The sequence below is a fragment of the Janthinobacterium sp. FW305-128 genome, from assembly GCF_020858135.1.
Taxonomy (GTDB): domain Bacteria; phylum Pseudomonadota; class Gammaproteobacteria; order Burkholderiales; family Burkholderiaceae_D; genus Janthinobacterium.
Window position 1 is genome coordinate 470416 of sequence record NZ_JACYMK010000003.1, and the last position, 20394, is coordinate 490809.

A 20394-nucleotide genomic window follows, 5' to 3' on the forward strand; every position below is an offset into this window, starting at 1 on the left:
CAGGGTCAGTGACCGTGGCGGCTGTCTTCTTGCGTAACGACGCCTGACAAAACCGTAGCGAGCGGGAGCTAGTGGTGGCCGAGAAGCGCAGCTGTACTTTATGTACAGCGAGCATCGCCGGCCGCCAATCGCCCCGCGCAGCAGGTTTGATCCGGCGTTCTCTTAGACGCGGTTGATCAGGAACGTGGTCAAGAGTGGTACTGGACGGCCGGTCGCGCCCTTCGATCCGCCCGATTTCCATGCCGTGCCGGCGATGTCCAGATGCGCCCAGGTGTACTTCTTGGTGAAGTTTTCCAGGAAGGCCGCTGCCGTTACCGAGCCGCCGCCTGGCGTGCCGATGTTGGCCAGGTCGGCGAAGTTCGACTTCAGCTGTTCGTTGTACGCCTCTTCGATCGGCATGCGCCATGCCGTGTCGCTCGATTGCTTGCCCGCTGCCAGCAGTTCATTGGCCAGCTGGTCATGCGCCGCATCGCTGCGCGTAAACAGGCCGCTGTTGTGGTGGCCCAGGGCGACGACGCAAGCGCCCGTCAGGGTGGCGATATCGACCACGGCTGCCGGCTTGAAGCGTTCGGCATAGGTCAGCGCGTCGCACAGCACCAGACGGCCTTCGGCGTCCGTGTTCAGCACTTCAATGGTCAGGCCGTTCATGGAGGTGACGATGTCGCCCGGCTTGGTGGCGCGGCCCGACGGCATGTTTTCGCATGCGGCGATGACGCCGATGACGTTCAGCTTCAGGTTCATTTCGCCGATGGCGCGGAAGGTGCCCAGTACCGAGGCGGCGCCGCACATGTCGTACTTCATTTCATCCATGCCGGGACCGGCCTTGATCGAAATGCCGCCCGTGTCGAAGGTGATGCCCTTGCCGACCAGGACCACCGGCGCATCCTTGGCCTTGCCGCCCATGTGTTTCAGGACGATGAATTTCGGCGGCTGCTCGCTGCCGTTGGTGACGGACAGGAAGCTGCCCATTTTCAGCGCTTCGAGCTGTTTGCGGTCCAGCACTTCGACTTCGAACTTGTAATCCTTGGCCAGCTGCTTGGCCGTGCTGGCCAGGTAGGTCGGATTGGCGATGTTCGCCGGCAGGTCGCCCAGCTTGCGCGTCAGGTCGGAACCGTTGGCGATGGCGATGGCTTGCGCCAGCGCGCCGCGCGTGGCTGCCGTTGCCGGCGCTGCCAGGACGATCTTGCGCACGCCTGCCGGCGCCGGATCTTTTTTGCTTTTTTGCGAGTCGCAGCGGTATTCGCTGTCATGTGCTGCTTGCACCACGCAACGGATTGCCCAATTTACGTCGCGCTCTTTCACTTCAGCCAGCGGTAATGCGATAATGGCGTCCGCAGCGCCCAGCGAGCCGAAGGCCTTCAGCGCGGCTTGTACGCCGGTTGCGAAGCTTTTTTCGCTGACAGTGTCATCGCTGCCCATGCCTACCAGCAGAACACGTTCGGCGGCGACGCCATCGACTGCGCGCAGCAGCAAGGTGCTGCCAGGCTTGCCGCTGATGTCGCCGGACTTCAGCGCAGCCGAAATCGCACCCTTGCTGTCCAGCGATTTTGCCGCTGGCGACAGTTTTTTGTTTTCGAATACCGCAACCGCGATGCATCCGCTTTTGGCCGTGCCGAGGGTGCTCTTGGTATCGAATGCTTTTATGCTAAAGTCCATTTGGTTCTCCGTTTTCATTTACTAGTAACGTGTTACTCAACTAACTGACCCGAATTATAAACTCCGAATGATCTTTCAACGCGCCCTTCGACGTGAATTGGCTAGTGCCGCCGGGGCCACCTTCACTGTTTTGTTCAGCATCCTGCTCACCTGGATGCTGATCGGTATTCTCGGCAAGGCGGCGGGCGGCAAGATCGCGTCGGCCGACGTCATGTCCCTGATGGTCTTTTCCGCCCTGATGCAGCTGCCCACCATCATCATCCTCACCGGATTCATTTCGGTGCTGATGGTCGTCACGCGCAGCTACAAGGAGTCGGAGATGGTGGTGTGGTTCGCCTCGGGCCTGAGCCTGTCGCGCTGGATCTGGCCCGTGCTCAGCTTCGGCCTGCCGCTGGTGCTGGCCACCGGCGTCCTGAGTTTGTACGCCACGCCGTGGGCGCAAAAGAAAAGCGATGAATATGTGGCGCGCTTTGAAAAGCGCGAAGACCTGCAGAAAGTCACGCCGGGCCAGTTCCGCGAATCGGCCGGCAGCAACCGCATCTTTTTCGTCGAGGGCGCCAGCGGCGAAAAGAACGTGGTGCAGAACGTCTTCGTCAATACCGTCGATGAAAAAGGCAGCGCCGTCGTCGTCGTCGCGAAGGAAGGCGTGATCAATACCGACGCCAAGGGCGAACGCTTCCTGGTGCTCAAGAGCGGCCGCCGCTACCAGGGCGTGCCGACACAGGCGGACTTCCAGACCATGGAGTTCGAGCAGTACATCATGCGCATCGAGAGCAAGCAGCAGGAACTGGGCGCGGAACTGGGCGTGCGCGCCATGAGCACCATGGCCCTGGTCGCCGATCCGAATCCCTACACCATGGCCGAGTTGCTGTGGCGGGTCAGTGCGCCGTTGATCGGCCTGATGCTGATCCTGCTGGCCATTCCGCTGGGCTTTGTCAATCCGCGTGCCGGCAGTTCGGCCAATCTGATCATCGCCCTGCTGATTTTCTTCACCTACAGCAATCTGATCAAGGTCGTCGAAGCGAGCGTGAAACAGGGGCGCCTGACCTTCGGTCTGGCCTGGTGGCCGCTGCACCTGCTGGCGGCGCTGGCCGTGGTGGCGCTGTTTGCGTGGCGCCTGAATGTGAACCACCGCTATCATCCGCTGGTCCTGCTGGCGGCTTTCAAGCGCGCGCGCCGCGCCGGCAATATAAGTAAAGCGGTACCGAAATGAAGATTTTACAGCGCTATTTTGCGGTCTCGATATTCCAGGCGGTGCTGTTCGTGCTGCTGGCCTTTTTGGCACTGCAAGCCTTCATCGACCTGACGGGCGAGCTGCCCAAGGTGGGCCGCAACGGCTACACCATCCAGTATGCCTTCCTGTATGTGCTGGTGCTGGTGCCGGGGCACGTGTACGAGGTGATGCCGATCGCGGCGCTGATCGGCACCATCTACACGATGGCGCAGTTTGCCGCCAGTTCCGAATTTACCATCATGCGGGCATCGAGCATGTCGACGGCGATGGCCGCCGGTTTCCTGTTCCGCATCGGTATCGTTTTCGTCGTCATCACCTTCATCTTCGGCGAGGTGATCACGCCGCGCACGGAGCCGCTGGCCGAGCGCCTCAAGCTGACGTCGCGCGGCGCGGCCGTGTCGAGCGAGTTTCGCTCGGGCCTGTGGACCAAGGACATGGTCAAGAGCGACGGCCTGACGGGTACCGTCACCGGCTCGCGCTTTTTCAATGTAGGCGAAGCGCGTGCGGACGGCCAGCTGAAAAACGTCAAGCTGTATGAATTCGACACCGATATGCGTTTGCGCACCCTGACCGTGGCCAAAGGCGCGACGTATCAGGGCAATAATATCTGGCGTCTGACCGATGTGACGGAAACCTCGTTCTCGAACAGCGCGGCCACCTCGCCCGGCTTCGAGCCAAAGCTGGCGAACTACTATGGGCAGGAAACGAGCCTGGTGCGCACGGTGCAGAGCGCCAGCAAGGACATGACGTCGGAGGTGACGCCGAAGATCCTGACGGTGTCGGCGTCCGACCCCGAGCGCATGTCGGCCAGCGAACTGGCCGTGTACACGCGCCACCTGGCCGAGAACAAGCAGGAAACCGAGCGTTTCCGCATCGCTTTCTGGAAAAAGCTGATCGATCCGCTGGCCATCTTCGTGCTGATGGCGCTGGCGCTGCCGTTCGCCTACATGCATACGCGCAGCGGCGGCATCAGCCTGAAGATCTTCATTGGCATCATGATCGGCGTGAGCTTCATGCTGGTCAACACCCTGTTCTCGCATCTTGGCTTGCTCAGCACCTGGCCCGCCTTCCTGACGGCGGTGGCGCCGAGCGCCCTGTATCTGCTGCTGGCGCTGGGCGCCCTGTGGTGGGTGGAGCGGCACTGATGGAGACGAACGTGAAACAGGCATTGATCTTGTTTGCCCATGGCGCGCGCGCCGCATCGTGGGCCGCCCCCTTCGAGCGGCTGCGCGACCTGACCCAGGCGCGCATGCCCGGCGCCAGCGTGCACCTGGCCTTCCTGGAACTGATGACGCCACGCCTGCCCGAGCTGGTGGCGAGCCTGCTGGCCGAGCTGCCCGCCGGCGCTATCCTCGACGTCACCGTGGTACCCGTGTTCCTGGGGCAGGGCGGGCATGTGCTGCGCGACTTGCCGTTGCTGCTGGAAGAACTGCGCCAGCAGCATCCGGCACTGCGCCTGAAGGTGGTCGAGGCGGTGGGCGAGAACGCCAGCGTGCTCGCCGCCATCGCCGATTACTGCGTGGCGGCGCCAGGTTCCAGCCCTTTGCCTTGAGCGGGATCGACATCGTCTACCTATGGGTAGACGGCGCCGATCCCGCCTGGCGCGCGCGCCGGCGGCACGCCTATGCCGCCTGGGCGCAGGCGCATCCCGGCCAGCTGGCCCTGCACGGCAACGTGGCGGGGCGCTACCGCGACAACGGCGAACTGCGCTACAACCTGCGCGCGCTCGAGCGCTTCTTTCCCGGCCATGGCCACATCTATCTGCTGACGGACCGGCAAGTGCCCCGCTGGCTGCGCGCATCAAAGCGCCTGACGGTGATCGACCATGCGAGCCTGATGCCCGATGCCTCTCTGCCGGTGTTCGACTCCGGTCATATCGAATCGTACCTGCACCATATTCCGGGATTGTCCGAACGCTTCCTGTATCTGAACGACGACGTATTTTTCGGCGCGCCGTTCGAGCCTGCATTCTGGTTTGGCGGAGAAGGGGACCGGCGTTTGAGTGTTTTCACGGAGAGCGCGCTGCACGATGATGTGCCGGGCTTGCGCGCCGACGTGGCTGCGCCCGTCAATTGCGCGACCTTGTCGCGGCAATGGCTGTCGTCGCAGTACCCCGCTTACCTGCATGAACCGCGCCTGTATGCGCATGCGCCGCGGCCCATGCTGAAAAGCGCGCTGCATGCGCTGGAAGGGCTGGCGCCGGCCATGTTTGCCGCTGTGCGCGAGACGGTGTTCCGTTCGTGGCAGGTGCCGGCATTGCTGCCCGACCTGGTGCCGCGCTGGATGGTGCATCAGGGGATTGCGCGCTCGCGCATGCTCGACCCGCTGCATATCGCCAGCGGCGATGCGCAGGCGCCGCGGCAGCTTGAGGAACTGGCGGCGCGTTTCGGCAGCTTGCCGTTTTTCTGCATCAACGATACCTGCGACGAGGCCGGCGACGACGACCCGCGCCTGCTGCGCGTGGCCGCTACCTTGCAGCGGCTGCTGCCGCTGCCGTCATCGTTTGAAGTTGCTTAAGCCGCTTTCTTCTTCGGCGCCAGGCTGATGCGGGCGGCGGCCGTGCTGTCGGACAGCGAAGCGAGGAACAGCAGCAAATAGGCGCCCAATTCGAGCACTTCCTCACCGAGCAGCGCGTAGGCGTCCGGCATGCCATGAAAGACCTTCTTGTCGAAAGGCCAGCCAGCGACCATCAGCAAGCCGCCGATGGCCGTCAGGATGGTGATGCGCATGCTGAAAATCTGCGGCGCATGGGCAAACACCTTGCGCGCGCGCGGCGCGAAGAAGATCAGCAAGCGTATCAGGATCAGCAACTCCACCAGACGCAGGGCTTTTTCCAGCTGCGCCCAGGCGGGCGCCGTGCCGAACTGATCGATATCGAGTTCGCGCAGCAGGAAGCCGAACAGCAGCGCGCACAGGCCCGCATGCATGAGGAAGCGCAGGGACTGGCGTTCAGTCTCTTGCCAGGCGCGCACGCCGTGCACGGTGCAAGCCAGGGCCAGGAACAGCGCCTGCAGCCATTCCAGCAAATGGTTTTCGTCGTCGATATTCGGGAAGACCGTCCACAGGGCGATGGAGGCGAGCATGCTGAGCAGCACGGCGCTGGCGACGCCGACATTGCTGCGGCTGAGCGAAGTCAGGGCTTCGCGCATGGAGGTGAAATTCATGTGTGGTCGTAAGGCTAAAGTTGCGCGGCGCGGTATTGCAGCCTGCGGGCGCAGCTTTTTTCGGGGAGGGTCAGCCGGGATACCGCACGGCAAGCGCTATGGCGGGGCGAAGCGTGAATTTATTGCTATCACGCAACAACTTCTCGAGAAAAGATGCGTGAGCATCGTATCATGTTTCCCCGGAAGACGTCGGTTACTGACTTTAAAGTCGGTAAAATACGCTGTGTTTATTCAAGCATGGCGCGCCAGAATGGCGGCCGTTTCTTCGATGGCCTGGTGCGTGCGCGCGGCCATGGCGTCGCCCAGCATCACCAGCACGGGGCCGTGGGTGTCGCCCAGGCCGTGCGCCAGGGCGCTCAGCGTCAGGCGCACGATGCGCTGGTCCGGGCGGCTGCAGTTTTCTATCACCACCACCGGGGTGTCGGCACGGCGGCCCTGGGCCAGCAAGCGCTGCGCCGTGGCAATGGCTTCGCGGCCACCCATGTATTGCACCAGGGTGTCGCAGTCGGGAATGCGCGTCTGGTCCGGTTCGCCCGGCGCCGTGCTGGATGTGAAAAAGGCCACGCTGCGCGACACGCCCCGCTTGGTCAGCGGCTGCTGTGTTGCGGCCGCCGCCGCCAGCGCCGTGGTAATGCCGGGCACCACTTCGACGGCGATGCCCGCTTCTTCCAGCGCCCGCAATTCCTCGTCGGCACGGCCGAACAGCATGGGATCGCCCCCTTTCAGCCGCACGACGATGGCGTGCTTGCGCGCGTTGTCGACCAGTTGCTTGTTAATAAACGCCTGCGCCGTCGACAATTGGCCGCAGCGCTTGCCGACCAGGATTTTTTGCGCCTGCGGGCACAGCTCCAGCATCTCTTCGGTGACCAGCGCGTCGTGCAGCACGACGTCGGCCTGCGCCAGCAGGCGGGCGCCGCGCAAGGTCATCAGGTCTTGCGCGCCGGGGCCTGCGCCGATCAGGTAGACCTTGCCGGGGAGAGATGCGGAGTTGTTCATGCTAGCCTTCTTCAGTCGAGATACGGGTTACAGCCGAACCATGCCCGCGGCCACGGTCTGGTGGGTGACTTCATCGATCAGGATGAATGCCCCCGTGGCGCGGATATCGGCATACGCATCGGCCGCCAGCGCCTGCTGCACGTTCAGGCTGATGCGGGCAATGTCGTTGAGCTTCAAGCCTTCGGCAGGATGGCGCTGCTGCGTATTGATGTCGAGAATCGACTCGATCGCCGTCACCTTGGCCGCCGTCTGCTTGGTGCCGTGCTTGATCCAGTACTTGCGGCGCAGGTCCAGCGCGTCTTCCGACAGCCAGCACACGTCGGCCACTACCTGTTTCAGCAAAGTGGCGGGGCGCTCGCTGCTGGCCAGCAAGTCGCCGCGCGAAATGTCCAGATATTCATTGAGCAGCAGGGTCACGGACTGGCCCACCACGGCCGTCGGCAGCGAACCGTCGAGGGTGACGATATCCTTGACGGTTGCCGTCTGGCCCGATGGCTGCACCACCAGGGTGTCGCCGATGCTGACCTTGCCCGCCTCGATGCGGCCCATGTAGCCGCGGAAGTCGTTCGCTTCGTGGCCGTTGTGGCGCGCCACCAGCTGCACGGGGAAGCGGAATGGCGTGTCGTGCGATTCGTCGTAGACGGACAAGGACTCAAGCAGCTCGATCAGGGTCGGGCCCGTGTACCAGCCCAGCTTGTCGCCGCGCTCGACGACATTGTCGCCCGTCAAGGCGGACAATGGAATCGGCGTGATGTCCTTCAGGCCCAGCGACTGGGCAAATTCGCGGTAGGCGGCGACGATGCGGTTGTACACCGTTTCATCATAATCGACCAGGTCCATCTTGTTGACGGCCACGACCACGTGCTCGATCTGCAGCAAATGGGCAATCGTCGAATGACGTTTGGTCTGGATCAGCAGTTCCACGCTGCCGTCGTCACCGAGTTTGACTTTCGACACGTCGATCAGGATGATGACGGCGTCGGCCGTGGACGCTCCCGTGACCATGTTGCGCGTGTACTGTTCATGGCCCGGCGTGTCGGCGATGATGAACTTGCGCTTCGGCGTGGCAAAGTAGCGGTAGGCCACATCGATGGTGATGCCTTGCTCGCGTTCCGCTTCCAGGCCGTCCGTCAGCAAGGACAGGTCGACCGTGTCGCCCACCGTGCGCTTGTGCTTGGAGCGCGACATGGCGTCGAGCTGGTCGGCGAAGATGCCCTTGCTGTCGAACAGCAAACGGCCGATCAGGGTGCTCTTGCCGTCATCGACGGAACCGGCTGTAATAAAACGCAACATGCCGCGTTCAACGCTGTCGGTGAGAGTGGTGCTGGAGATTGCTGCGTTCATTAGAAATACCCTGCTTTCTTGCGTTTTTCCATCGAGGCTTCGGAAGTCTGGTCATCCATGCGGGTGGCGCCACGTTCCGTGATTTGCGTGATTGCCGTCTCGGCGATGATGGCGTCCACCGTCGCCGCGTCGGACGACACGGGGCAGGTGCACGAGATATCGCCCACCGTGCGGAAGCGCACGACTTGCGTTTCCACCGTTTCGCCGTCGCGCGGCGGTGTCAGATCCGTCAGCGGCACCAGCAGGCCGTTGCGCGGGATCACCTGGCGCTCGTGCGCGAAGTAGATCGGCGGCAATTCCAGTTTCTCGCGGGCGATGTATTGCCACACGTCCAGCTCCGTCCAGTTCGAGATGGGGAAGACACGCATGTTTTCACCGGGATGCACGCGCGTGTTATACAAGTCCCACAGCTCGGGACGCTGGGCTTTCGGGTCCCAGGCGCCGAATTCGTCGCGGAAGGAAAAAATGCGTTCCTTGGCGCGGGCCTTCTCTTCATCGCGGCGCGCGCCGCCGATGCAGGCGTCAAAGCCATGTTCGGCGATGGTTTCCAGCAAGGTCACGGCTTGGGCCGCATTGCGCGAATCCGTGGCCGGGTTGCGCAGGCGCACGGTGCCGCGCTTGATCGAGTCTTCGACGGAGCCGACGATCAGGCGCTCGCCCAGCTCGGCCACTTTCTTGTCGCGGAAAGTGATGACTTCCGGGAAGTTATGGCCCGTGTCGATATGCACGAGGGGAAACGGGAACTTGCCTGGGCGGAAGGCTTTCTCCGCCAAACGCAGCAGGACGACGGAATCCTTGCCGCCGGAAAACAGCAGGGCGGGATTGGCCGATTCGGCCGCCACTTCGCGCATGATGTGGATGGCTTCCGATTCAAGGCTGTCGAGGTGACGCTGGTTCAAAATATTGCTCATATAGGATGCTTTCTTGTTCTGTGTGTCTGTTCAGGCTGCCACGGATTTGATGCGTATCAGTTTGCCGTCCACCATGTGCAGGCCGCATTCCTTGGAATCCGGGTTTTCCCACCACCAACGCCCGGCGCGCACATCTTCGCCCGGCTGCACGGCACGCGTGCATGGTTCGCAGCCGATGGACGGGTAGCCCTGGTCGTGCAGCGCGTTGTACGGCACGTCGTTCGCGCGGATATAGTCCCACACATCCTGCTCGGACCAGTCGGCCAGCGGATTGAATTTCGTCATCGCATGCGCCGCGTCGTCTTCCTGCACGTGCAATTCGGCGCGCGTGGTGGACTGGGCGCGGCGTTGGCCCGTGATCCAGGCCTTGTTGCCGGCCAGGGCGCGGCCCAGCGGCTCGACCTTGCGGATGCGGCAGCATTCGCGGCGCATCTCGACGCTGTTGTAGAAGGCGTTGAGGCCGTTCTGTTCCACGTAGGAAGCGACAAGCTCCGGCTGCGGGCGGTACAGGGTGATGTCGTGGTCGTAGCGGGTTTTCACCTTGTCGAGCACGGCCAGGGTTTCCTGGTGCAGCCGGCCCGTTTCCAGGGAAAAGATGCCGATCGGCAGCTTTGCCTTGAGAATCATGTCGGTCAGCACCATGTCTTCGGCTGCCAGGCTGGACGCGAACACGGCCGGCGAAAAGTCCGCGGCGATGCGTGTCAGCGTTTGCTCGGTGGCGTGAATCAAAGAAGTCAGATCGCTCATGATGGGTCCTCAGATGCCGGCCGCGTTGTCGAGGTCAGGATTCTGGCCTTCGCGGTGGTGGCGGCGGAACAGCGGCGATTTCTGGTCCCACGAGGCCTGGTAGGTTTCCGAAAAGACGGACAAACCTTTCAGGGCGTCATGGATGCTGCGGTCCGGACGCGTCGCATAGGCATCGAAGCCGACGCGGTGCATGGAAAACAGCTGGTCGCGCAGCACGTCGCCGATGGCGCGCAATTCACCCTGGAAACCCAGGCGGGCGCGCAAATTGAACGCGATGGAATAGCCGCGGCCATCCGTGAATTTCGGAAAGTCCACGCCGATGACGGGCAGTTGCGCCACGTCGGCCGCCAGGTCTTCCGGCCGTTCGTCGCTGGCCAGCCACACGCCGATGTCGGGCAGGCGCGCCAGCAGGGTCTCGCGCTGGGCTTGCCACACGGGCAGGGGGACGATGACCTTGCCGGCAGGCACGACCACCGTTTCCGGCGTGTCGGTCTCATCGAGGCGCAGCAAGCCCCAGGTATTCGGCACCACGGCGGCGTTCTTGATGATTTCTTCGCGTACTTCAAACATATTCGTCTTCTCCCACCAGGTTGCCGACCGTGATCGGCGTTGCATATACGTGTTCCTTGAACGGCGCCAGGCCCAGGCGCTGGGCCGTATCGACGAAGCGCTCGCCTTCATGGCGGTCGCGCACGTAGACGTGCAGCAGGCGGCCGATGACTTCAGGCATCTGCAGGGAAGAGAACGATGGTCCGATGATCTTGCCGATGGCCGCGTTGTTGCCTTGCGCGCCGCCGATCGACACTTGATACCATTCGCTGCCATCCTTGTCGACGCCGAGGATGCCGATGCTGCCCACGTGATGGTGACCGCAGGCATTGATGCAGCCGGAAATATTCAGTTCGATCTCGCCGATGTCGTGCTGGAAGTCGATGCTGTCGAAGCGCTCCGCGATGGCGGCCGCGATCGGCAGCGACTTGGCGTTCGCCAGCGAGCAGAAATCGCCGCCCGGGCAGCAGATCATGTCCGTCAGCAAGCCGATGTTCGGCGTGGCCAGGCCGTGCGCCTTGGCTTCCTGCCACAGTGCAAACAGTTTCGACTGTTCCACGTCGGCCAGCACCAGGTTTTGTTCATGCGTCACGCGCAGTTCGCCAAAGCTGTAGCGGTCGGCCAGATCGGCCACGAAGTCGATCTGCTCGGCCGTCGCGTCGCCTGGCGGCACGCCCGTTTTCTTCAGGGACAGTACCACGGCCACGTAGCCTGGGCGTTGGTGCGGCTTGACGTTGCGCGCCAGCCAGTTCACATACGCCTTGTTGTCCGCATGTTCGGCCTGGTAGTCGAGTTCCGGCAGGGCAAGGTAGGCGGGCGGATTGAAGAAGTCCGCCACGCGCTGCATTTCCTCGGCCGTCAAGGTTTCCGGACCATCCTTCAAATCGACCCACTCCGCTTCCACCTGGCGCGTGAATTCTTCCACGCCGATGGCTTTCAGCAAAATCTTGATGCGCGCCTTGTATTTGTTGTCGCGGCGGCCGTGCAGGTTGTACACGCGCATGATCGCCTGGATATACGTGAGCAAGTGCTGCCACGGCAGGAAGTCGCGCACGACGCTGCCCAGGATCGGCGTGCGGCCCATGCCGCCGCCGGCCATCACCTTGAAGCCCACCTCGCCAGCCTCGTTGCGCACGGCCGTCAGGCCGATGTCGTGCACGGCGATGGCGGCGCGGTCTTCCTCGGCGCCATTGATGGCGACCTTGAATTTACGGGGCAGGGCGATGAACTCGGGGTGGAAGGTGCTCCACTGGCGCAGTACTTCCGCGTACGGGCGCGGATCGATGATTTCGTCGGCGGCGACGCCGGCGAACGGGTCCGATGTTGTATTACGGATACAGTTGCCGGAAGTCTGGATCGCGTGCATTTCCACGGAAGCGAGGTCCGTCAGGATATCGGGCGTCTGTTCCAGCTCGATCCAGTTGAACTGGATGTTCTGGCGCGTGGTGAAGTGGCCATAGCCGCGGTCGTACTTGCGCGCGATGTGCGCGAACATGCGCATCTGCTTGGACGACAGCAAGCCGTACGGCACGGCGATGCGCAGCATGTAGGCGTGGCGTTGCATGTACAGGCCGTTTTGCAGGCGCAGCGGAATGAATTCCTCTTCCGTCAGTTCATTGGCGATACGGCGCGCAACCTGGTCTCGGTACTGGGCGATGCGTTCTTTGATGATGAGGTGGTCGTACTGATCGTAATGGTACATATCAATTCCTAAAAAAGCCGGGGTGCTGGAAGACTGCCTGGGATGATGTTCTTGATACTGCTCTTGCCACTTAATAGATTAGCTTTACTGCCACGCCGGTCAAGGTCATCGCCAGCAGCACGCGTAAAAACTGTTCCGGCACGGATCGCGCGACCCAGGAGCCGAGCGTGATGCCGGGCAGGGAGCCGACCAGCAAGGAAGCCAGCAATTCCCAGTGGATGGAGCCGAGCCACCAGTGGCCCAGCGCGGCGATGGCTGTCAGGGGCACGGCGTAGGCGATGTCGGTGCCCGCCACTTCGGCCGAGCTCATGCGTGGATACAGCATCACCAGCAAGGTCGCGCCGATGGCGCCGGCGCCGATCGACGATACCGTCACCAGCACGCCCAGCACGGCGCCGGCAATGATGGTCGCGGCGGAAAGCTTGTTGCCTTGTAATTGTTTCTCGGGGTGGGCATTGATCCAGGCCAGCATGCGGCCCTTGAAAATCAATGCCACGACGGTCAGCAGCACGGAACCGGCGATCGAGTAACGGATGATCTGGCCGATTTGCGGCGACAGGGTGCCGAACGATTTGAGCGCCAGGGTCGCGAGGACGGCGGCGGGCAGGGCGCCGATGCACAGGCGCTTGACGATATCCCAGCGGATGGTGCCGCGCAGGCGGTGCGTCAGGGTGCCGGCGCTCTTGGTGATCGAGGCGAAGGCCAGGTCGGTACCCACCGCCACGGAAGGCGGTACGCCAAACAGCAGGGTTAACAGCGGCGTCATCAGCGAGCCGCCGCCCACGCCGGTCATTCCTACGAGTAATCCTACGGCAAATCCTGAGACTATATAAGACAAAGTCATGCTTGCACCCCCAAAGTACTCGCAATAGTAATAAACTTAGTGTTTATTCCAAACTACTAAGTACGCATTTGCTTATATGCGATATGCGTATATGCATGCATGCAAAATCATGGGTGGGGCGGAAACTCGGCAAATCACGGCAATCTAGGGCAAACCAGCAATGAATCTCCATCAACTGCGCTTCGTGCGCGAAGCGGTCCGGCAGAACTACAACCTGACGGACGCCGCCAAGGCCTTGTTCACGTCGCAACCGGGCGTATCGAAAGCCATCATCGAGCTGGAGGAAGAGCTGGGCGTGGATATTTTTACGCGCCACGGCAAGCGCATCCGCGGCTTGACGGAGCCGGGCCGCCTGGTGCTGGAGTCCGTCGAGCTGATTATGCAGGAAATCGACAGCATGAAGCGCATCGGCAAGGAATTCGCGGCGCAGGACAGCGGCAGCTTTACCATTGCCACTACGCATACCCAGGCGCGCTACACCTTGCCCAAGGTGGTGCAAGCCTTCATGCTGAAGTTCCCGAAGGTCAGATTGTCATTGCTGCAAGGAAATCCGCGCCAGATCGCCGAGATGGTGCAGCGCGACCAGGCGGATCTCGCCATCGCCACGGAATCGATCGCCGCCATCGATGGCCTGATCACCTTGCCATGCTATCAATGGGAACACGTGGTGGTGGTGCCCGTCGACCATCCGCTGCTCAAATCGAAGTCCGTGACCCTGGAAGAAATCGCCGCCTTCCCCCTGATTACCTATGACAGCGCGTTCGCCGGACGCAACAAGATCGACCACGCTTTCGTGCTGCGCGGCCTGAAGCCGGACATCTTGCTCGAGGCCATCGACGCCGACGTGATCAAGACTTATGTCGAGTTGGGCATGGGGATTGGTATCATAGCGGGTATGGCCTTCGATGCCGAGCGCGACAAAGGCTTGCGCGCCATCCCTGTCGGGCACCTGTTCGGCATGAATGTGTCGCGCGTGGCCGTCAAGCAGGGCGCGTATTTGCGCAGCTATATTTATACCTTTATCGAGTTGCTGACGCCGACCTTGAACCGCAAGCTCATCGAGCAGGCGATGAGCGGTGATAAAGAGCACTACGAACTATAACAATGCATGAAGTCGGCCGGGCGAGGTGCCTGGCCAAGATTATTTAAGAAGAGAAGAAACAATGATTACCGATCAGCTTGCCAAATATTACGCCACCATCGCGCAGCAGTACGAGCGCGTCTATGACAAGCCCGAACGCCAGGAAGACCTGGAAGTGTTGCGCGACAAGGTCGCCGACGTGCTGGAAGGCCACACCGTGCTGGAACTGGCTTGCGGCACCGGCTACTGGACGGAAGTGGTCGCCGAGTCGGCCGAGTCCGTACTGGCCACCGATATCAACGATGAAATGCTGGCGCTGGCCCAGGCACGCGGCTTGCCCGACAACGTCACCTTCGCCAAGCTCGATGCCTTCAACTTGCCCGACGACATGCTGGGCAAGTTCACGGCCGTGTTCGCGGGCTTCTGGTGGTCGCACGTCAAGCGCGAAGACCAGGACAAATATCTGAAGCAATTGCGCACGAAGCTGGGCAAGGACATCCTGCTGGTGCTGATCGACAACTCGTATGTCGATGGCAGCAGCACCGTGATCGCGCGCACCGACCTGGAAGGCAATACGCACCAGTTCCGCACGACGGAGGCGGGCGAGCGCTATGAAGTGCTGAAGAATTTCCCATCGGATAGCCACCTGCGCAAGAAGTTTGCCCACTCGGCCCGCGAAATCCGCATGAAGCGCCTGGAATACTACTGGCTGTTGAGCTGCCGTCTGAAGTAAGGCTGATCTGTCTATATGGTAGCGGTAGGTCGGATTAGCCCGTAGGGCGCAATCCGACAGGCGTTGCCGAAGGTGCTAGTCGGATTACGCGTGGCCTTGCCCCGCTAATCCGACCTACGGTAAATAGGCCTTGCCGCCGCATGAACCGCCTCCGGGCGGTTTTTTTTCGCCTGTTGTTTTTATCTGACAAGATGTTGTTCCAAAAAACAACATCTTGTCGATGTCATATTGTTGAAGTATTTCGTGGGCATGATTCGGTTCAGCAGCTAAGCAGCACCATTCTTGTCCAACCTAATGTAGAGAATCTCAAGTGAAAAAAATTACTCTGGCAGCATTGATCATCGGCACCTTCGCAGCAGCTACGGCGCAAGCACAATCGAACGTCACCGTGTACGGCCTGGTTGACCTCGGTATTGCCAAGACCACTGGCCAGCCGACGGTACAACGCGAAAACAATGCGTCGCGCCTCGGTTTCAAGGGTACGGAAGATCTGGGTGGCGGCCTGTCCGCAATTTTCAACCTGGAAAGTGAATTCCTGGCTGACACCGGCGCGCAAAAAGGCGTGTTGTTCGACCGTCAAGCGTACGTGGGCTTGAAAGGCGCTTTCGGTACCGCCATCCTGGGCCGCACTAAGAATCTGGTCGATGGCACCATCGCCCGCGTCGACCCATTCAACACCTACGGCGTGGTCGGCAAGAACAATGAAACCCTGCTGCGTTCGGGCGTCGGCTCGTCGCGCGTCAACAACGCCGTCACCTACAACAGCCCAAGCTTTGAAGGTTTCGTGGGCAGCCTGCAATACGTGCTGAGCGAAGTCAACAGCGCTGACGCGGGTGTGATTGGCCTGGCAACCTACGACAATGGCCCGATCAGCCTGCACGCCGGCTACGAAAAAGCCGTGCAAGCAACGGCAACGGCCGCCAAGCCTGACCTGTGGTCCATCGGTGGCGGCTATAAATTCGGCCCGGCCAAGATCACGGCCGCCTACTCGAAAGGCGACACCAAGGTTGCGACGACTGGCGAATTCAAGTCCTACCTGATCGGCCTGAACTACACGGTGGGCGGCGGCGATGCCAAAGTGTCGTATGGCAAGCAAGAGCAAAGCAACAACAAGTTCAAGGATCAGGACACCATCAAGGAATTCGGCGTCGGTTACGACTACCACCTGTCGAAGCGCACCGACGTGTACGCTTACGCTGGCCGCGAGCGCGTCAAGTCGCTGACTTCGTACCAGATCGGTCTGGCACACAAATTCTAAGCATCATTCGATGTGACGAAGCAAAGGCGCCTGTGGGCGCCTTTTTTTATTGCATCGCCGCGGATGCCGCCTCGGCATTCATGGGCAGCGAGATGTCGATGCGCGTGCCTCCCAGTTCGCTATCGGCGCCGATATGGATGCTGCCGTTCAAGCCCCATACCCGTTCGCGCATGCCCAGCAGCCCCAGTGCCGTGGCTTTTTCCAGGTCGTGTTCGGCAATGCCGCGGCCGTCATCCTGGATGGTGATGGCCAGCGAGGAGTCGATGCGGTGCAGGGCGATGGTGATGTGGCTGGCTTCGGCATGGCGCGCGATATTCGTCAGTGCTTCCTGCACGATGCGGTAGATGGCCGTGCTGCGCGCATCGTCGAGCACGAGGTCAGCCTCGTCGGCCAGCAAGTCGAAATGGATGGCGCGGCGCAGCAGGAAGTCGTGGCGCAGTTTTTGCAGCGCAAAATACAATCCCCCTTCATCGAGCGCGCGCGGGCGCAGGTTGCTGGCGATGCGCCGCAGCGAGGTAATGGCCGTCACCAGCAAGCCGTCCATGCTTTGCAGCAGGGCATGCAGGGGCGCGGTGGTGTCCGTGTGCTGGCGCACCAGGGTCAGGTCGACGCGCAAGGTGGCCAGCAATTGCCCCAGGTCATCATGCAGTTCGCGCGCGATATGCTTGCGTTCTTCTTCGCGGATGGTTTGCAGCGCGCTCGACAATTCACGCAATTGCGAAAAGGAGCGGGCCAGCTGTTCATGCATCTGCTGACGCGCCGTAATGTCGCGCACGATGATGGTAAAGACGCTGTGGCCGTCTTCCTGCATGGCCGAGAGCGATCCTTCGAGGGGAAACATGACGCCATCGCTGCGCCGTCCCGTCAAGGTGTAATCGGTGGCGCGCCGGCCCGTCAGGCGCAGTTCCTGGCTGATATCGCCAAACGGCGGCTCGCCATCGTGCTGGCCCAGGCCGCCGAGGGTGCGCAAGTCGCGCAGGATGTAGTGACCCAGGCGCATGCCGCGCATGCCGGCCGGCGTGTCGTCGAACAATCTGGCCGCTGCCGCGTTTGCATGCAGGATGATTTGCTGGCTGTCGATGCTGATGATGGCGTCGCTGGCGCTGTCGATGATGGCTTGTCCGCGCGCCTGCTGCTGCCGGCGGGCTTTCAGTGGCGGAAACAGGCACAGCAAAAGCGCTGCCGCCATACCCAGCGGCAAGATGCGCAGCAGTGCAGGACTGCCTCGGTCGGGCATGGGGCTTCTCCTTGCGAACGTGTACGAAGGCAGACAGGACAGCGATGGAGAGTTGGACTTTATCTAGCCTATGCCTGCTGGTGCGGCGCGGCTTGATGTGGCGCAGGAAGGGGAAAGGAAGAGATCAAGGCGCCGCACCGGCCTGGGCCGGGCGGCGGCGGAGTCTTACATTTGCTTGAACAGGTGCAGGAAACTGCGGCTCACTTCGAGCTTGTCGGATTTGCCTTTGATGAGTACCAGGTGACGGCCGCGGATGTCGCGCGTCACGCCTTCGATGGCATTCACGTTGACCAGGGTGGCGCGGTGGATTTGCCAGAACAGCGAAGGGTCGAGCTCTTCGGCCAGGTCGCGCACGGGCTTGCGGATCAGCGCTTCATACTTGGCCGTCTGCACGCACGTGTATTTCTCGTCAGAACGGAAGAACAGGATCTCTTCCACGGGGATCATGCGCAAGTCCTGGCCGATGCTGGCCTGTATCCATTGCAGGTAGGTGGGCTTGGCCGTGATTTTTTCCGCCAGTTGCGACAGCATGGCCGTGACGCTGCTGTTGACGTCCAGGGCCGGCTTGTTCAAGTGCGTTTTCAGGCGCTCCACCGTCACCAGCAGACGCTCATGCTCGGGCGGCTTGAGCACGTAGTCGACGGCGCCCCGCTCGAAGGCTTCGACGGCGTGACTGTCATAGGCCGTGACGAAGACGATATGCGTCTTGTTGCCTATTGCTTGCGCCGCCTCCATGCCCGTCTTGCCCGGCATGCGGATATCGAGGAAGGCAAAATCGGGTTTGAGTTGTTCCACCAGTTCGATCGCCTCGTCGCCATTCTTGGCTTCGCCGATGATTTCCAGTTCAGGCCAGGCCTGGCCCAGGCGCAGGCGTAGCTGGTCGCGCATCAGTCTTTCGTCGTCGGCAATAATAGCGGTAGGCATAGGTCTCAAGTGTGAACAGGCGAAGATTGATTATTCAATGATTTAGCGTTTTTATCAACTACTCTGTCTTACTTGGACAATTGATATGGCACTTCGATCACGGCGCACACGCCGGACGGTTGATTTGGCGTAATGGTCAGGCTGCCCTCGTCGCCATGCAACAGCTTCAGGCGTTCGCGTATGGTGGGCAAACCCAGTCCCGTGCCATCGCTGGGCACTACGCCAAAGCCCAGGCCGTCATCGGTGACGGTCACGCGCAGCTTGCTGTGCGCCACTTCGGCCACGATGCGCAGGGTGCCGCCTTCCGGTTTGACTTCCAGGCCGTGCTTGATGGCATTTTCCACCATCGATTGCAGCATCATGGGCGGGAAGGCGGCGCTGCGCAGGCCGTCGGGAATCTGGAAGTCGACGGTCAGGCGTTCTTCCATCCGCATTTTCAGCAGGTTCAAGTACGCTTGCACCATGTCCGCCTCACGGCCCAGGTTGGTAATCAGGGCGTTGTCGCGCATTTGCGGCAGCACGGCGCGCAGATACTGGATCAGGCTGCGCTGCATCTTGGCCGCGCGCGGCGGATCGACCTGGATCAGGTGTTCGACGGAGGCCAGCGTATTGAACAGGAAGTGCGGCTCGACTTGCGCCTGCATCATCTGCATCTTCGCCTCGCTGAGCTGGCGCTGCATGGATTCGCGCTCGGCCGCCTCATTTGCGGTGACGGTTTCCGCTTCGGCCCGCTTCTTGCCGCCGACCAGGGCCTTCATGGCGAACAGGGCCAACACCAGCAAGGAGACAAAACTCTTGAACCATGTCGAGGCTTGCTGGTGGTAGCGCGACACTTTTTGCTCGGCGGCATCATCGACCGCTTCTTCGATGGCATTCGACAACTCTTCGCCGATTTGCGGCGGCAATTCGATATGGACTTCTTCCCCTGAAGCATTGGTGGTCACCGGATAGTTGGGCTTGGCGGGGGCGGCTGGTGGTTGCGGCGGTTCCGGCGGCACGGCACTGGCTTTTGCGTCCGCCTCGGCGGCATCGGCTGGATCGCTGGCCGCCTCGGCCGCGCTGCTGCGGCGATTCTTGCCACTGCGGGGATTGAAATGGATGCCCGTATCGTCGATCAGGATATTGGTTTCCCCCGAACCCTTGCTGCTGCGTTTATGCGACTTGATGACCACTTCTTCGTCCGGGCTGGACGAGAACAGCTCATCTTGCAAAATGGAGCCGGCGATCAGAGCCAGTGCAGCGAACAGGAAGAATTTCCACCAAGACAGTTGGGTGACCCAGGTCGTCGTCGCGTCGAATGCCCGTTGTAACCAAGCGAGGATGGTTTTCAACAATTGGGGCAGGCTGGAAATCGGAAGCATGAGGGGGCACTTTCAAGTACTAGAGTTTAATCGACGCAGCGGGCAAGTTTAACCCCTTGTTGAGTAGCGTCAGAGTCTGATATTGCCACTGTGCCTAAAGACCACGAACTACGCCAGCCGATTGCGACAGGCTGCACAAAAAGGCGCTTGAAGTGAAGACAAGGCTTGCTGGGCGGTGAGCGTGGGAAAATAGCGCTTGCGGGCCGCGCGGGGCAGGGCTATAATTCGCCCCCTCGCTGAACGACGCATGCAAATGCCGAGTAAAGTAGGGTGAAAAAAGAAGGTTGACGAATGAGCCGAAACGCTTCATACTCTTCCTTCTTCGCAGCTGACAAACACAACGCTTTGTCGATAGCGCGAAAGCAGTACCGAATACAGTTCTTTAACAATTAACAGTCGATAAGTGTGGGCATTTGATGTAAGTGCAGCAGTGATCTTCGGATCGCTGTAAAACTTAAAATATCAAATGTTCACGAATAAATAAATGAAATAGGACGCTTCGCAAGAAGTGGCCTGTCAGTTGTTTTTGAAGTGAGCGACCCGTCAGCAATGACGGTGCCAATAAAATGGCAAAGTAACAGAGATTAAACTGAAGAGTTTGATCCTGGCTCAGATTGAACGCTGGCGGCATGCCTTACACATGCAAGTCGAAC

The 20394-nt window shown here is 61.1% G+C and carries 19 protein-coding genes and 1 rRNA gene; 8 read left to right on the forward strand and 12 right to left on the reverse strand.

Annotated features, from left to right (window positions below; translation table 11 throughout):
* Window positions 1–162 precede the first annotated feature (162 nt).
* Window positions 163–1656, reverse strand: coding sequence for a leucyl aminopeptidase (locus IGS60_RS09740; protein WP_230504045.1), 1494 nt, complete (start codon window positions 1654–1656; stop codon window positions 163–165).
* Between the two features lie 67 nt (window positions 1657–1723).
* On the opposite strand from IGS60_RS09740, the gene lptF reads away from it, so the two are divergent.
* From lptF to IGS60_RS09760, 4 genes are read left to right on the forward strand one after another with little or no spacing between them, the layout of a single operon-like run.
* Entirely contained in the window at window positions 1724–2869 is a 1146-nt protein-coding gene (lptF, locus tag IGS60_RS09745; protein ID WP_230504047.1) for an LPS export ABC transporter permease LptF, read from the forward strand.
* Window positions 2866–4035 carry an LPS export ABC transporter permease LptG gene (gene lptG / locus IGS60_RS09750; protein WP_070219475.1) on the forward strand — a complete coding sequence of 390 codons (1170 nt, stop codon included), beginning with the start codon at window positions 2866–2868 and terminating at the stop codon, window positions 4033–4035. The genes lptF and lptG overlap by 4 nt, the downstream gene beginning before the upstream one ends.
* On the forward strand, window positions 4035–4442 hold the full coding sequence (locus IGS60_RS09755) for a sirohydrochlorin chelatase (protein WP_070219474.1): 408 nt from the start codon (window positions 4035–4037) through the stop codon (window positions 4440–4442). The genes lptG and IGS60_RS09755 overlap by 1 nt, the downstream gene beginning before the upstream one ends.
* Window positions 4439–5407 carry a Stealth CR1 domain-containing protein gene (locus IGS60_RS09760; RefSeq protein WP_230504050.1) on the forward strand — a complete coding sequence of 323 codons (969 nt, stop codon included), beginning with the start codon at window positions 4439–4441 and terminating at the stop codon, window positions 5405–5407. Before IGS60_RS09755 ends, IGS60_RS09760 begins: the two co-directional genes overlap by 4 nt.
* On the opposite strand, the gene IGS60_RS09765 is transcribed toward IGS60_RS09760, so the two are convergent.
* From IGS60_RS09765 to IGS60_RS09800, 8 genes are all read right to left on the reverse strand, one after another.
* Window positions 5404–6054 carry a hypothetical protein gene (locus IGS60_RS09765; RefSeq protein WP_230504052.1) on the reverse strand — a complete coding sequence of 217 codons (651 nt, stop codon included), beginning with the start codon at window positions 6052–6054 and terminating at the stop codon, window positions 5404–5406. The genes IGS60_RS09760 and IGS60_RS09765 overlap by 4 nt on opposite strands.
* A gap of 231 nt (window positions 6055–6285) precedes the next feature.
* Entirely contained in the window at window positions 6286–7050 is a 765-nt protein-coding gene (gene cobA / locus IGS60_RS09770; RefSeq protein WP_070290522.1) for a uroporphyrinogen-III C-methyltransferase, read from the reverse strand.
* A 27-nt stretch (window positions 7051–7077) separates the two neighbouring features.
* Window positions 7078–8394 carry a sulfate adenylyltransferase subunit 1 gene (locus IGS60_RS09775; protein ID WP_121668790.1) on the reverse strand — a complete coding sequence of 439 codons (1317 nt, stop codon included), beginning with the start codon at window positions 8392–8394 and terminating at the stop codon, window positions 7078–7080.
* Entirely contained in the window at window positions 8394–9305 is a 912-nt protein-coding gene (gene cysD, locus IGS60_RS09780; RefSeq protein WP_230504054.1) for a sulfate adenylyltransferase subunit CysD, read from the reverse strand. The genes IGS60_RS09775 and cysD overlap by 1 nt, the downstream gene beginning before the upstream one ends.
* A 30-nt stretch (window positions 9306–9335) precedes the next feature.
* Window positions 9336–10052 (reverse strand): phosphoadenylyl-sulfate reductase, encoded by a 717-nt coding sequence (locus IGS60_RS09785; RefSeq protein WP_230504056.1) that lies wholly within the window; start codon window positions 10050–10052, stop codon window positions 9336–9338.
* 9 nt (window positions 10053–10061) lie between these two features.
* Window positions 10062–10622 (reverse strand): DUF934 domain-containing protein, encoded by a 561-nt coding sequence (locus tag IGS60_RS09790; protein ID WP_070312124.1) that lies wholly within the window; start codon window positions 10620–10622, stop codon window positions 10062–10064.
* Window positions 10615–12303 carry a nitrite/sulfite reductase gene (locus tag IGS60_RS09795; RefSeq protein ID WP_070219466.1) on the reverse strand — a complete coding sequence of 563 codons (1689 nt, stop codon included), beginning with the start codon at window positions 12301–12303 and terminating at the stop codon, window positions 10615–10617. Before IGS60_RS09795 ends, IGS60_RS09790 begins: the two co-directional genes overlap by 8 nt.
* Window positions 12304–12373: 70 nt before the next feature.
* Complete coding sequence (locus tag IGS60_RS09800) at window positions 12374–13147, reverse strand: sulfite exporter TauE/SafE family protein (protein WP_230504058.1); 774 nt, start codon at window positions 13145–13147, stop codon at window positions 12374–12376.
* A gap of 160 nt (window positions 13148–13307) precedes the next feature.
* Between IGS60_RS09800 and IGS60_RS09805 the strand changes: the two genes are divergently transcribed.
* The 3 genes from IGS60_RS09805 (at window position 13308) to IGS60_RS09815 (ending at window position 16219) form a co-directional block, all read left to right on the forward strand.
* Window positions 13308–14249, forward strand: coding sequence for a CysB family HTH-type transcriptional regulator (locus IGS60_RS09805; protein ID WP_034751505.1), 942 nt, complete (start codon window positions 13308–13310; stop codon window positions 14247–14249).
* A 61-nt stretch (window positions 14250–14310) separates the two neighbouring features.
* On the forward strand, window positions 14311–14961 hold the full coding sequence (locus tag IGS60_RS09810; protein ID WP_070219464.1) for a class I SAM-dependent methyltransferase: 651 nt from the start codon (window positions 14311–14313) through the stop codon (window positions 14959–14961).
* Between the two features lie 310 nt (window positions 14962–15271).
* Entirely contained in the window at window positions 15272–16219 is a 948-nt protein-coding gene (locus tag IGS60_RS09815) for a porin (RefSeq protein ID WP_046682561.1), read from the forward strand.
* 46 nt (window positions 16220–16265) lie between these two features.
* On the opposite strand, the gene IGS60_RS09820 is transcribed toward IGS60_RS09815, so the two are convergent.
* The 3 genes from IGS60_RS09820 to IGS60_RS09830 all read right to left on the reverse strand — a co-directional run bounded on the left by IGS60_RS09820 (window position 16266) and on the right by IGS60_RS09830 (window position 19741).
* Window positions 16266–17456, reverse strand: a complete 1191-nt coding sequence (locus IGS60_RS09820; protein ID WP_230504060.1) for a PAS domain-containing sensor histidine kinase — start codon at window positions 17454–17456, stop codon at window positions 16266–16268.
* A gap of 165 nt (window positions 17457–17621) precedes the next feature.
* A complete protein-coding gene (locus tag IGS60_RS09825; RefSeq protein ID WP_070219462.1) occupies window positions 17622–18380 on the reverse strand; it encodes a LytTR family DNA-binding domain-containing protein in 759 nt (252 codons plus the stop codon).
* 68 nt (window positions 18381–18448) lie between these two features.
* Complete coding sequence (locus IGS60_RS09830) at window positions 18449–19741, reverse strand: sensor histidine kinase (RefSeq protein ID WP_121668793.1); 1293 nt, start codon at window positions 19739–19741, stop codon at window positions 18449–18451.
* A 586-nt stretch (window positions 19742–20327) separates the two neighbouring features.
* Here IGS60_RS09830 and IGS60_RS09835 point away from each other — a divergent pair.
* Window positions 20328–20394 (forward strand): 16S ribosomal RNA (locus IGS60_RS09835); the annotation flags it as partial.